The sequence below is a fragment of the Streptomyces spectabilis genome (genome assembly GCF_008704795.1).
Lineage (GTDB): Bacteria > Actinomycetota > Actinomycetes > Streptomycetales > Streptomycetaceae > Streptomyces > Streptomyces spectabilis.
The window spans coordinates 1,482,942-1,495,425 of sequence record NZ_CP023690.1 but is presented as its reverse complement, the minus strand read 5'-3'; the positions used below and the strand labels follow the sequence as shown (position 1 = coordinate 1,495,425).

Below are 12,484 nucleotides of genomic sequence, written 5' to 3'. Positions count from 1 at the left end.
TTGATGGGGCGTAAGGGACTCGTGGGGCGGGCGGACCGGGTCGCCGGGCCCCGCGGGCGCCGGTAGCCTGGACGAGGCCTGCGCCTCCCTCCCCGAAGTCCGGTGTGCCGACGCGCGCCCTCTGGTGGTGACCGCTTGTTATCCCGTGCCTCTACCGTCCGTGACACCTGCGCCCGTGCCGTCGCACGCCTGAGAATCCGGCGGCCCACGCCCCGGCGCGCGCTGAGGCTGGTCGGCCTGTGCGTGCTCGGCTACGCGGTCTTCTGGGCCTCCACGGCACTCGGCGTGCTCGCGGTCTCGGCCTGGGCGGGCGAACGCGTGCGCGCCGAGCAGGAGATGACCGGCGTCCGCCACTTCCAGCGGGTCGACGACCGGCTGTGGCGCGGCTCCGCGCCCACGGAGGCCGGCTACCGCGGACTCGCCGCGCACGGCATCCGCACCGTGGTGGACCTGCGCGCCGAGCATCTGAGCGCGAGGGAGCTCGCGCGGCCGGAGCGCGCCGGGCTCGACGTCGTACGGCTGCCCGTCCGTGACGGACAGACGCCCGACGGCAGGCAGGTCGACCGGTTCCTGCGCGTCGTCGCCGAGGCGAAGGGCCCGGTCTACGTGCACTGCGGCGCGGGCGTCGGCCGCACCGGCTCGATGGCGGCCGCGTACCTCGTCCGCACCGGGCAGGCCACGCCGGGCCAGGCGGCCCTGCGCACCGTCGCGGTCGGCCCGCCCTCCCTGGAGCAGATCTACTACGTGCTGAGCGCCGACCGGGACGTCAGCCGCCAGCCCCCGGACGTGGTCTCGCTGATCAGCCGCCTGGCCGACGCGCCGCGCCGCATCAAGGCCTCGCTGTAGGTCTCCGGTCGCCTACAGCCGCTTCTCCATGAGCGTGACGGCGTACCGGCCCGCGACCCCGCCGTCCTTCGACGCCAGCTCGCCCACCTCCCGGTAGCCCGCCGCCGCGTAGTACGCCCGAAGGCGCGGGTTGTTGGAGCGGCAGTCGAGACGGCTCAGACCCCGCCCGGCGGCGCGGATGCGGCGCTCGGCGTGCGCGAGCAGGACGCGTCCGGTGCGCGGGGGCGCGGTGCTCCGGTCCGTCATCAGACGGTGCACGTAACCGGCGGTCGGCGGCTGCGGACCCCACGGGGCGGGGTCGTCCCACCACAGTTCGAAGGCGCCCGCCACCGGCCCGTCGGGCCCCAGCGTCGCCAGCCACACCTCGCTGTCCGCGAGGCGGGCGCCGAAGTGGTCCTCGCCCAGCTCGCCGGGCAGCCACTGGGCGATGCCCCGGGAGATCTGCCAGCGCGCGGCCTCGTCGCGCAGCCGCACGAGCTCGGCGAGGTCGGACGCGCCGGCCCGCCGGAAGGTCAGCTCCGGCCCCTCCAGGAGGGCGGCGCGCAGCGCGGCCACCAACTCCTCGTCGGCGTCCAGGAGTTGGGCGGCGTAGCCGCGCAGGGAGCCGTACCGCTCGGCGATCGAGGCGAGGAACAGGCGCATCACGTCCGCGGGGGCCCGGCCGTAGTCGGGCCAGACCGGCTCGCGGCCCGGGTTCGCGGCGCGCCAGTCGGCGACGAGCCGGTCGGTGGCGAGTTCGGTGAGGGTGAAGTCCTCGACCACGTCGGCCTCGGCCACGCCCAGCAGGCTGAGCACGAGCGCGGCGAGGAGCCCCGTGCGGTCCTTGCCGGACGCGCAGTGGAACACCACGGGGCCCGAACCGTCCTCAGCGATCAGTTCGAGGGCCCGGCGCAGCTCCTTGACGCCGTCCTCGGCGACCTCCAGATAGCGGTCGGCGAGATAGCGCCCGGTGTCCACCTCGGGCCCGAGGGCGGCCTGGTCGTAGGGGCGGTGCTCGACGCTCAGGTTGTGGTAGGCGAACGACGCGTGGTCCGGGACCCGGCCCTTCGCCTCGATCTCCCAGGGGTAGCGCAGATCAATGACCGTGCGGACACCGAGGCCGAGGAAGCGTTCCCAGTCGGCGCCGTGCAGCTTGCTCAGCGAGTCCGACCGGTACACCTTCCCCCACCGCACCGTACGGCCGTCCTCAGTGACGTAGCCCCCTAGGTCACGGCAGTTGTGCAGCCGGTCGAAAGGTATGTGTCTCTTCACAGTGCGGCAGCCTACGTCCGGGTGTGCCGCACACGCCGCGACGAACGTCACCGGGCCCGGCGGGCGCCGTAACGGGCCGGGAAGCCTGGACAACGGAGCGGGCGTGCCGCATCCTGCCCGCCCCCTTCATGTCATGTCGCAAGGACACCTCCGACACGGACCGGCGTCGCGAGGCGCGGCACCGCGTCGAGCGCGATGCCGAAGCGGGTGGCGTACGCCTCCAGGACGTCGGCGTCCGTGGCGAGTTCGGTGACCTGCGGCTCGCCCCCGTGCGGCGTGACGGTGAGCCTGCTTCCGCTGAGCGTGGCCCGGCCGGTCTCGGTGAGGATCGAACACACCAGGGACCGGGTGAAGTGGGACTTCGGGGAGGTGCGGTGGTACCAGGCGCCGCCGGTGAAGTCGGCGAGCGCGCGCGGCCGCGGGTCGAGCAGGTACTGCGGCTCGCCGCCCATCAGGACGCGCAGATCGCCGTCCGGCGTCTCGGCGACGCGGAAGGTCCCGCCGGGGTCGCTCTGGTCGCCGCGCTCGCCGAAGGCCAGCGGGTAGTGGCTGTGCTTGCCGAAGCCCACGTCGGCGAGCCAGTCGCCGCCGTCGGCGGTGCGCACGCGCAGTGCCATGTGGTCGTACGGGATCCCGAGCCGGTCGCCCTGGTACACGCCGGCCTGGAGCATCTCGACCTCGAAGCCGAGCGAGGTGAGGAGGGCGGCGAAGGCCCCGTTGAGTTCGTAGCAGAAGCCGCCGCGGCGGCCGTCGACGACCTTGGTGAGGAGGTCCTCCTCGACGAGGTCGACCTCCTCGCCCGCGTGGATGGCGAGGTTCTCGAAGGGGACGGTGCGCAGATGGGCGAGGTGCAGGTCGCGCAGTGCCGCCGAGGTGGGGGCGGCGGGGCGCTCCGCGCCGATGCGGAGCAGATAGGCGTCGGTCCGTGAGGTGTCCATGGGGCAAGTCTCACGGGCAGCGACCGCCCGGGCCACCGGCCCGAGGACGGACCCGGACCGTCCCCGCGCCCTAGGCCCGAGGCCCCGGCAGTCCTGGGTCCGGCGGCCCCTGTGGTGATGATCCATCGCTGTGTATAGTCGGCCCGGTCACGCGGTCCACCACACCGTCCGCGTGCGGACCGACGAAGGAGGTGAGCCCGTTGCGCGATCTGACCACTGACCGCACCGTCCGGGCCCTCCCGACCGCCGTCCGCGCCTGACCGTCAGACCGTCGTCTCCGTCTGACCGGTTCCCTCGCCCGGCCGCCGTGCAGGAGCGCCCGCTCGATCCGAGCACCGCAGCACTCCTCAGCGAAGGAACCATGACCACCACATCGAGCAGCACCCCCACTCCGTTCCGCGTCGCCGTGCCCGACGAGGTCCTCGCCGACCTGCGGGCCCGCCTGACCCGCACCCGCTTCGTCACGGCGTCCGGCGCGACGCCCTGGGCGGCCGGAGCGGACCCGGCGTCTCTGCGCGACCTCGTCGCGTACTGGGCCGACGGCTACGACTGGCGCGCCGCCGAGGCCGCGCTCAACGCTTTCCCGCACTACACCGCCGACGTCGCGGGCTCGCGGCTGCACTTCCTGCGGCTGCGCGGACAGCGCCCCGAAGGCGCGCCCGCGCCGCTGCCGCTGGTGCTGAGCCACGGCTGGCCGAGCAGCTTCGTGGAGATGCTGCGCCTCGCCCGGCGCCTAGCGGACCCGGCCGCGTACGGCGGCGACCCCGCCGACGCCTTCGACGTGGTCGTCCCCTCCCTGCCGGGCTTCCTGTACTCCGAGCCGCCGCGCGGCCCGTTCACGCGCCGGGGCGTCGCCGAGGCCTGGCACTCCCTGATGACCGGGACGCTGGGCTACGAGCGGTACGGGGCCTTCGGCGGCGACATCGGCGGCGGCGTGACCCAGTGGCTCGGCGCGCTGTACCCCGGCCACGTCGCCGGGGTGCACATCACCTCCGCCGTGGTGAGCGCCGACTTCGAGGCGCACCCGCCGACCCCCGAGGAGCAGGTGTACCTCGACGCGCTCGCCGCGTACGACCGCGCCGACGGCGGCTACAGCGAGATCATGTGCACCCGGCCGGACACGGTCGGCGCCGCCCTGAACGACTCGCCCTCGGGGCTGCTGGCCTGGATCGTCGACAAGTACCGCGACTGGAGCGACTGCGACGGCGACGTCTCCCGGCGCTGGGACCGGGACACGCTCCTGACCGTGGCCACGCTGTACTGGGCCACGGGCAGCATCGGCACCTCGTTCCAGCAGTACTACGACTACCCCCTGAACAAGCGCCTGCCGCCGATCACCGTGCCCGCCGCCGTCACGCTCAGCCACGAGCCGGGGTACGCGGGCTATCCGAAGAGCCTCGCCGAGCGCGTCTTCGCCGATCTGCGGCACTGGAGCGAGCCGCGGCGCGGCGGCCACTTCATGGCGCACGAGGAGCCGGACCAGGTCGCCGCCGAACTGCGCGCGTTCTTCGGCCCGCTGAGGCCCGGGGCCTGATCCCGACGGCACGGCCCGCCGCACCCCGGCGGGCCGTGCCGACGCTCCTGGGGCGCGTCGGGGGCGTGTCGTGGACGGAAGCGGAAAGTCGGAGCAACGGGTCGATATAGGCTGTACGTTCTGTTTCTTTCGCCCACGACGTACTCGGAGAGTTATCTGTGACCGCAGTGATCGCCCCGTCCGCACCGGCTGACCCGTCGACCGAGGCCGCTCCGGCCGCCGACGCGCCCCTGGACGTACGCGATGACGTGCAGACCGGACAGGCGGCCGCGCGGGAGACCGGTCAGGAGACCGGTCAGGACGGCGCGTACGAGGCCGCGCGCGAGCTCGTGGCGCGCGACGCCCACGAGTTCGGGGTGTACGCGCGCACCGGCGGCTGGGCGTTCGGCCTGAAGGTGGCGCGCAGCGTGCGGCCCGGCGGGCAGACGGCGGCGGAGACGCCGAAGGCCTCCGCGAAGGAGTTCGGCGAGCTGGCCGGATGCTCGGCCGAGCGCGTCATGCGCTTCTACAAGGCCTGGGACAAGGCCGCCGACGACGGGCTCGTGCCGCACTTCGAGGAGCTGGCGCCGGGGCAGGAGATCGAGCTTCCGGACGCCGACGTCTGGCTCACCTACTACGTGCCGCGCTCCAGCGCGTCCTCCGCGCGCGGCACCGCGATCATGGCCGCCGCCGAGGCCGAGGGCATCCGCCCGACCAAGGCCCTGGAGGTCGCGGAGAACCCCACCGCGCTGCGCGCCGCGATCCTCGCCGACCCCTCCACCGCCCAGGCCGCCCGGCACGCGCTGCTCGACCGGGTCAAGGAGGACCCGGTCCTGCAGGTCGACCTGGCGCGTGACATCGCCCGCACCGACGACCTGAAGAAGGCCGTCGCGGGCGAGGCCAGGGCCGCGGACCGCATCGAGTACGTCCGCAAGATCGCCGAGGAGGGCCAGGTCAGGACCCCGGCCGGGCAGACCATCGACGCACCGGCCGAGCTGCGCGAGGAGGCCGAGCGGCATCTGTCCCTGATCGACGAGCTGGAGCCCGAGGAGGCCGGGGAGTGGGCCGCGGAGGCCTACGACACCGTGAAGACGCTCGTTGCCGAGACCGTCGAGGCGGACCCCGAACTGCGCGTCCAGGAGCGGCGGACGAAGTTCTACAGCAGCCTCCAGAAGGCGACGAAGGTCTTCGAGGAGCTGACCCTCGACGACGCCGCCGACTTCGGCGACATCTACGAGGACGACATGGTCCAGCGCCTCGAAGAGCTCCAGCAGGCCATCGGCACCTGCCTGACGGCGCTGCGCAAGGCCTCGCCGACGCGCTGACGGCACCACCTGACTGACGCATCACCTGACGGGGCCCGGCGGGGCCGGGCCCCGTGCTCAGCGCGCGGCGGCGATCAGCACCTCGGCCGCGCGGGCCGCGTGGGCGGCGGGGCCGGGGGCGCGGTCGATCCCGGCGGTCACCATCGCGCCCTCGGCGAGCAGGAAGAGCTGCTCGGCCAGCTCGCCGGGCAGCCCGGCGGCCGCCACGAGCGAGGCCACGTACTCCTTGAACGCCCCCTTGTGCAGGCGCACTTGGCAGGCCACCGGCTCGGACGTGGCGCCGAGCTCCCCGTACGAGTTGATCCAGGCGCAGCCGCGGAAGCCGGGCTCGGCGAACCACTCGCCCAGCCGGTCGAACACCGCGAGCAGGCGCCGCTCGGGGTCCTCGTGCCGCTCGACGTGCTCGGCGAGCAGCCGCCGCCAGCGCGTGTCCCGTCGCTCCAGATAGGCCTCGACGAGCCGCTCCTTGGAGGGGAAGAGCTGGTAGAGGCGCTTCAGCGAGACGCCCGACGCGGCGCGGATGTCGTCCATGCCGACGGTCTGGACGCCGCGCTGGTAGAAGAGCCCCTCGGCCGCGTCCAGCGCTTGTTCCCTGGCGACGGTGTTGTCCATTGGCCACAGACTACCGCTGAGAACCATCGTTCTCTATGCTGGTGCGCGTCGCTGGAGAACGCTCGTTCTCCGCTGGGTGGCGACGACGAAAGGAGCCCGCCATGACGGCACGCCCGCCCCTCCCGCCGTTCGACGAGGAGACGGCCCGGCAGAAGGTCCAGGCCGCCGAGGACGCGTGGAACACCCGCGACCCCGAGCGCGTCGCGCTCGCCTACACCGAGGACTCGGTCTGGCGGAACCGGGACCGGTTCGTCAGCGGCCGCGCCGAGATCGTGGAGTTCCTGCGGGACAAGTGGTCCCGGGAGCGGGAGTACGCGCTGCGCAAGGAGCTGTGGGACTTCCACGGCAACCGCATCGCGGTGCGCTTCCAGTACGAGTCCCGGGACGCGAGCGGCCAGTGGTGGCGCGCCTACGGCAACGAGCTGTGGGAGTTCACCGACGAGGGCCTGATGGCCCGCCGCGAGGCCAGCATCAACGACGTGCCGATCACTGCGGCGGAGCGCCGCATCTTCGGCCCCCGGGGAGAGGGGGAGCGCGGCGCCCCGCTGCCCGTCGAGTAGCGGGAGCCGGTCGGCGGGGCCGGTCTCAAGCGGTCCTGGGCAGCCCCTTCGGATTGAGCTCCGAGGTGCGCACGGCCTCGTCGGCGAGCCCCCAGTGGGCGAGCACCTTGCGGTAGGAGCCGTCGTCGACGAGGTGCTGGAGCGCCTTGTGCAGGGCCTCGATGAGGCCGTTGTCCTTCTTCGTGGTGGCGGCGATCTTGCCCTGGAGCCGGTCGCCCGCGCCCGAGAAGGTGCCGATGACCTCGGACCTGCCGGTGCTCGCCGCGTGGTGGGCGGCGACCGGGTGGGGGCCGAGGTAGGCGTCGATGCGGCCGGAGCCGAGCGCCAGGTAGTAGTCGCTGGTGTTCTGGAAGTACTTGATGTCGGTGGCCTTCCGGCCCGCCTTCACGTTCTGCTCGCTCCAGTCGACGAGCAGCTTCTCCTGGTTGGTGCCGGAGGAGACCCCGATGACGCGGCCCGCCACGTCCTTGGGGCCCCTGACCCTCCACCCGCGGTTCTTCCTCGCCTCGAAGGCGATGGTGTCCAGGCGGTAGGTGGCGAAGTCGTACTTCTCCTTGCGCTCCTCGGTGACGGTGATGTTGCTGAAGCCGACGTCGTACTTGCCGCTGTCCAGGCCGACGAAGATGTTCGCCCAGTCGACCGCGTGCGGGCGCACCTTCAGGCCGAGCACGTCGGCGACCAGCTGGGCGATGTCGGTCTCCACGCCGATGACCGTCTTGTCGTCGGTGGCGTAGAACGTCAGCGGCGGCACGGAACCCGCGGAGGCGACCACTTCGAGGGTGCCGCGCGAGCGGACGCGCTCCGGCACGAGGCGGGCGATCGCGTCGACCTTCTCGGCTCTGACGCGCTTCTGGTCGGGACTCAGATCGATCCTCGCGCCCTTGGCGCCCGGCTTCGCGGGGCCGCCCGGGCCCGTCTCCTCGTCGGCGGAGGCGCCGCAGGCGGTGGCGGTGAGGGCCAGGGCGGAGGCGAGCGCGAAGGCGAGCGTGGCACGGCGGGTGACGGGCGCGGGCATGGCGGAACTCCTCGGGGCGGGAACGGCAGGGCGGGGGACGGGGACGTGCGGGGGCTACAGGACCTTGGAGAGGAACGCCCGCGTGCGCTCGTGCCGCGGGCGGTCGAGGACGTCCTGGGGCGGCCCCTGCTCGACGACCACGCCGTCGTCCATGAAGACCACGGTGTCGGCGACCTCACGGGCGAAACCGATCTCGTGCGTGACGACGATCATCGTCGTACCGGCCCGGGCCACGTCCTTGATGACGTCGAGCACCTCCCCGACCAGCTCCGGGTCGAGCGCGGACGTCGGCTCGTCGAAGAGCAGCACCTGCGGGTCGAGGGCCAGCGCGCGGGCGATGGCCACGCGCTGCTGCTGGCCGCCGGAGAGCTGCCGGGGGTAGGCGTCGGCCTTGTCGGCGAGCCCCACCCGGTCGAGCAGGGCCCGCGCCCGGCCCTTCGCCTCCGCGCTCGGGCGGCGCAGCGCCGAGACGGGCGCCTCGGTGATGTTCTCCAGGACCGTCAGATGCGGGAAGAGGTTGAAGTTCTGGAAGACGAAGCCGATCCGGGTGCGCTGGCGCAGGATCTCCCGCTCCTTGAGCTCGTACAGCTTGTCGCCGCGCCGCCGGTAGCCGACCAGCTCGCCGTCGATGCTGACCGAGCCCCGGCTGAGCTTCTCCAGGTGGTTGATGGCGCGCAGGAGCGTGGACTTGCCGGAGCCGGAGGGGCCGATGACCACGGTGACCTCACCGGCGCGCACCTGGAGGTCGATGCCGCGCAGCACCTCGTGCGCGCCGAAGCTCTTGTGGACGCCGCGGACGTCGACCATCACGGGGGCGGTGCTCATCGCTTCTCCCAGAGGGGTGTCAGATGGTGAGAGGAGGCCTTGAAGGCGCGCGCGAAGGCACGGGCGCGCTGGAGCGGCGTCGGCGGGGGAGTGCGGTCCGCGCCGCGCGCGAAGTGCCGCTCCACGTAGTACTGGACGACGGAAAGGAGCGTGGTCAGGACGATGTACCAGACCGTGGCGACCATCAGCAGCGGCACCACCCGGCCGTTGCGGCCGTAGATCACCTGCACTTGGTAGAACAGCTCCCCGATCGCCATCACCGAGACGATGGAGGTGCCCTTGAACAGCGAGACGATCTCGTTCGCGGCGTTCGGCAGGACCGAGCGCATCGCCTGGGGCAGCACGATCCGGCGCAGCTGCCGGTGCCGGGGGATGCCGAGCGCGGCGGCCGCCTCCAACTGGCCCGGCTCGACGGCGAGGAAGCCGCCGCGCAGGATCTCGGCGGCGTACGCGGCCTGGTGCAGCGCGAGCCCGATGACGGCCGCCGACATCGCCCCGACCAGGTGCATGGTGCCGAAGCTCCACACCACGGGCCCGAACGGGACGCCGATGCCCAACTCCTCGTACAGATAGGCCAGGTTGAACCAGAACAGCAGCTGCACGATCAGCGGGATGGAGCGGAACGCCCAGACGTACAGCCAGGCCGCACCGGAGAGCAGCGGGCTGCGCGAGAGGCGCATCAGGGCGACGACCAGACCGAGGGCGAAGCCCAGCGCCGTGCCGTACACGGTCAGCTGGAGGGTCACCCAGACCGCTCGCAGCACGCTGTCGGCGGTCAGATAGCGGAAGAAGACCTCCCACTCCCAGGCCGGGTTGGTGACGAGCCCGTGCGCGAACTGGGCGGCCAGGACGAGCACCGCGGCTCCCGCGGCCCAGCGCCAGTAGTGCCGGGCCGGGACGACCTTCGGCTCGGCGGCGGCCCGGGGCCCGGCGTCGCCCGCCGGGAGCGCGGCGGCCTTCGGGGAGGGCGGGGCGGCGGACGTCATCCCGCCACCGCCAGTGAGCTCAGCGTGCGCTCCAGCGTCCGCGGCCCGCGCTCGGCCCGCTCGCGGTCGCGCTTGGCGACCTCCTCGCGGACGATCGGGATGACGTACCGGCCGAAGTCGACGGCGTCGTCGAGCAGTTCGTAGCCGCGCGCGGACAGGATGTCCACGCCCAGGTCGTAGTAGTCGAGCAGCGCCTGGGCGACGGTCTCCGGGGTGCCGACCAGGGCGGTGGAGTTGCCCGCGCCGCCGGTGGCGGCCGCGGTCGGCGTCCACAGCGCGCGGTCGAAGCGCTCGCCCTGCTCGGCGATGGCGACGAGCCGCTGCGAGCCGGTGTTCTCCGGCGATTCGGGGGAGCGGCGCCGCGCCGGGGTCTGCCCGCCCGCGCGGTGCTCCCGGATCGCGCCCACCGTGCGGTGCGCCTTCTCCCAGGCCAGGTCCTCGGTCGGCGCGATGATGGGCCGGAACGCCACCTGGATGCGCGGCACGTCGGTGCGCCCCGCCGCGCGGGCCGCCCGGGTGACCTCCTCGATCTGCTGCGCGGTCTCGGCGAGCGGCTCGCCCCACAGGCAGTAGACGTCCGCCTCGGCCCCGCCCGCCGCGTAGGCGGCGGGCGACGAACCGCCGAACGAGACGCCCGGGTGCGGCTCCTGCACCGGGAAGACGTCGCTGACGAAGTCCTGGAAGCGGTAGTGCGCGCCCTCGTGGTCGAAGGCCTCGCGCCGCGTCCACACCTTCTTGACGATCTCGATGTACTCGCGGGTGCGGGCGTAGCGCTCGTCCTTGCCCAGCGTGTCGCCCTCGCGGCGCTGCTCGTGGTCGTTGCCGCCGGTGATGAAGTGGACGGTCAGCCGCCCGTCGCTGACCTGGTCGAGCGTCGCGAACGTCCGTGCCGCGTACGTCGGGTACGACACGTTCGGCCGGTGCGCGAGCAGGATCTGCAACGACTCGACCTTCGCCGCGAGGTACCCGGCGGCGGCCGCGGGGATCGGGGAGCCGGAGCCGTAGGCGAAGAGCACCCGGTCCCAGCCGTGGTCCTCGTGGGCCCGGGCGAGCCGCAGCGTGTACTGCTTGTCGAAGGCGGCACCGGAGCGCGGCCGGACCTCCGACCCGTCGTTGGTCGCGGCGATGCCGAGGAACTCCACAGGCATGACAGGCCTTTCGTACGTGGATGAGCGAACCGGCGCGCTCGTGCGGGCGCGGCGCGGCCGAGGAAGGTCGGTGCGGGAGAGCGCGGAGCCCGTCCGGCGCATGAGGGACGAGGCCCGGAGGGCCGATCAGCCGCGCAGGGCGCCCACGCCAGGACACACCGCGGAGCACACCCGACAGAGGTCGATGTGCTCGCGCGAGACCAGCGGCTGCGAGGACGGCATGCGAACAGTTGAGCACCGGACTTTCGGCGTCGTCAACGGGGCCCGGGACGCTGTCGGAGCGCTGCCACACGCCGTTCACACGGGCGTAGCGCCGGTACGGACCTCCTCGGCCGCGTGTCCGGATGTGACAGGGAATCGTCATTGCGGTCATCGGTGGCGCGGGTGAGCATAAGGACATGCCCCTTCCCCACCGGGTCGTCATCGCGGTCTTCCCCGATGTCGACCTCCTCGACGTCACCGGCCCGGCCGAGGTGTTCGCGCTGGCCAACCGGGAGACGGCGGGCCGCGCCGGATACCGGGTCCGCCTCGCGGGACCGACCGCGGGACCGGTCCGGACGTCGGCCGGGGTACGGCTGCTCACCGACGTGGCCTTCGACGACGTGGGCGACCAGGTGGACACCCTGCTGGTGCCGGGCGCGGTCGACATGACCGACGACGGGCCCGTGGCCCGCATCGACACCACCGTCGTGGAGTGGGTGAAGGCCACCGCTCCGCACGCACGGCGGGTGGCGTCCGTGTGCGTGGGTGCCCACCTCCTGGCCGCGGCGGGGCTCCTGGACGGCCTCACGGCGACCACCCACTGGTCGACCGCGGCCCAGCTGGCCGCCGACCACCCGGAGGTCACGGTCGACCCGGACCCCATCTTCGTCCGGGCCGACCGCGGCCGGCTGTGGACCGGGGCGGGCATCAGCGCCTGCCTGGACCTCGCCCTCGCCCTGGTCGCCGAGGACCAGGGCGAGCAGACCGCGCTCGCGGTGGCCCGGCAGCTCGTGGTCTACCTCAAACGGCAGGGCGGCCAGAGCCAGTTCTCCGTGCCGCTGCGCCGCTCGGGCAGCAGCCGCAGGGACATCGACGAGCTGCGCCTGTGGATCGCCGACCACCTCGACGAGGACCTGTCCGCGGGGGCCCTGGCCGCCCGGATGTGTCTGAGCGAGCGGCATTTCGCCCGCGTCTTCACCCAGGAGACGGGCGCGAGCCCCGCCGCCTACGTCGAGGGAGTCCGCATCGAGGTGGCCCGGCGGCTCCTCGAGACCACGGACTGCCCGCTCGACCAGGTGGCGGCCGCCGCCGGGCTCGGCTCGGTCGAGACCCTGCACCGGGCCTTCCGGCGACAGCTGGCCACCACCCCGGCGGCCTACCGCCGCCGCTTCCGCACCAAGTCCGCCTGACCGCTTCCCCCTTCCCACCCCATCCACCGGCACGGACGCCGGGCCGAGGCCCCGCCCTGCCCGAAAACCCGAGG

General features: G+C 73.2%; 12 protein-coding genes. 5 read left to right on the top strand and 7 right to left on the bottom strand.

Annotation, left to right across the window (positions count from 1 at the left end; all coding sequences use genetic code 11):
• The first annotated feature begins 135 nt into the window (after positions 1 to 135).
• Complete coding sequence (locus CP982_RS05860) at positions 136 to 846, top strand: fused DSP-PTPase phosphatase/NAD kinase-like protein (RefSeq protein WP_229878865.1); 711 nt, start codon at positions 136 to 138, stop codon at positions 844 to 846.
• A 12-nt stretch (positions 847 to 858) separates the two neighbouring features.
• Here the strand turns inward: CP982_RS05860 and CP982_RS05855 are convergent, their stop codons facing one another.
• Both CP982_RS05855 and CP982_RS05850 read right to left on the bottom strand, forming a co-directional pair.
• Entirely contained in the window at positions 859 to 2,097 is a 1,239-nt protein-coding gene (locus CP982_RS05855) for a tyrosine-protein phosphatase (RefSeq protein WP_150509504.1), read from the bottom strand.
• A 131-nt stretch (positions 2,098 to 2,228) separates the two neighbouring features.
• Complete coding sequence (locus CP982_RS05850) at positions 2,229 to 3,035, bottom strand: arylamine N-acetyltransferase family protein (protein ID WP_150509503.1); 807 nt, start codon at positions 3,033 to 3,035, stop codon at positions 2,229 to 2,231.
• A 361-nt stretch (positions 3,036 to 3,396) separates the two neighbouring features.
• Between CP982_RS05850 and CP982_RS05845 the strand changes: the two genes are divergently transcribed.
• Positions 3,397 to 4,569, top strand: a complete 1,173-nt coding sequence (locus CP982_RS05845; RefSeq protein WP_150509502.1) for an epoxide hydrolase family protein — start codon at positions 3,397 to 3,399, stop codon at positions 4,567 to 4,569.
• Positions 4,570 to 4,898: 329 nt separating this feature from the next.
• Positions 4,899 to 5,873, top strand: coding sequence for a hypothetical protein (locus CP982_RS05840; RefSeq protein WP_150515338.1), 975 nt, complete (start codon positions 4,899 to 4,901; stop codon positions 5,871 to 5,873).
• Between the two features lie 57 nt (positions 5,874 to 5,930).
• Here the strand turns inward: CP982_RS05840 and CP982_RS05835 are convergent, their stop codons facing one another.
• The gene (locus CP982_RS05835) at positions 5,931 to 6,485 is read right to left on the bottom strand and encodes a TetR/AcrR family transcriptional regulator (RefSeq protein ID WP_150509501.1); all 555 of its coding nucleotides are present in this window, start codon (positions 6,483 to 6,485) and stop codon (positions 5,931 to 5,933) included.
• A 101-nt stretch (positions 6,486 to 6,586) separates the two neighbouring features.
• On the opposite strand from CP982_RS05835, the gene CP982_RS05830 reads away from it, so the two are divergent.
• Positions 6,587 to 7,045 carry a nuclear transport factor 2 family protein gene (locus CP982_RS05830; protein WP_150509500.1) on the top strand — a complete coding sequence of 153 codons (459 nt, stop codon included), beginning with the start codon at positions 6,587 to 6,589 and terminating at the stop codon, positions 7,043 to 7,045.
• Positions 7,046 to 7,070: 25 nt separating this feature from the next.
• Here the strand turns inward: CP982_RS05830 and CP982_RS05825 are convergent, their stop codons facing one another.
• From CP982_RS05825 to CP982_RS05810, 4 genes are read right to left on the bottom strand one after another with little or no spacing between them, the layout of a single operon-like run.
• Positions 7,071 to 8,060 (bottom strand): ABC transporter substrate-binding protein, encoded by a 990-nt coding sequence (locus CP982_RS05825; protein WP_150509499.1) that lies wholly within the window; start codon positions 8,058 to 8,060, stop codon positions 7,071 to 7,073.
• 54 nt (positions 8,061 to 8,114) lie between these two features.
• The gene (locus tag CP982_RS05820) at positions 8,115 to 8,885 is read right to left on the bottom strand and encodes an amino acid ABC transporter ATP-binding protein (protein WP_278192599.1); all 771 of its coding nucleotides are present in this window, start codon (positions 8,883 to 8,885) and stop codon (positions 8,115 to 8,117) included.
• Positions 8,882 to 9,871 carry an amino acid ABC transporter permease gene (locus tag CP982_RS05815; RefSeq protein WP_150509498.1) on the bottom strand — a complete coding sequence of 330 codons (990 nt, stop codon included), beginning with the start codon at positions 9,869 to 9,871 and terminating at the stop codon, positions 8,882 to 8,884. Before CP982_RS05815 ends, CP982_RS05820 begins: the two co-directional genes overlap by 4 nt.
• Positions 9,868 to 11,019: an LLM class flavin-dependent oxidoreductase gene (locus CP982_RS05810; protein WP_150509497.1), complete on the bottom strand. Its 1,152-nt coding sequence runs from the start codon at positions 11,017 to 11,019 to the stop codon at positions 9,868 to 9,870. Before CP982_RS05810 ends, CP982_RS05815 begins: the two co-directional genes overlap by 4 nt.
• 398 nt (positions 11,020 to 11,417) lie before the next feature.
• Between CP982_RS05810 and CP982_RS05805 the strand changes: the two genes are divergently transcribed.
• Complete coding sequence (locus CP982_RS05805; RefSeq protein ID WP_150509496.1) at positions 11,418 to 12,410, top strand: GlxA family transcriptional regulator; 993 nt, start codon at positions 11,418 to 11,420, stop codon at positions 12,408 to 12,410.
• Positions 12,411 to 12,484 lie beyond the last annotated feature (74 nt).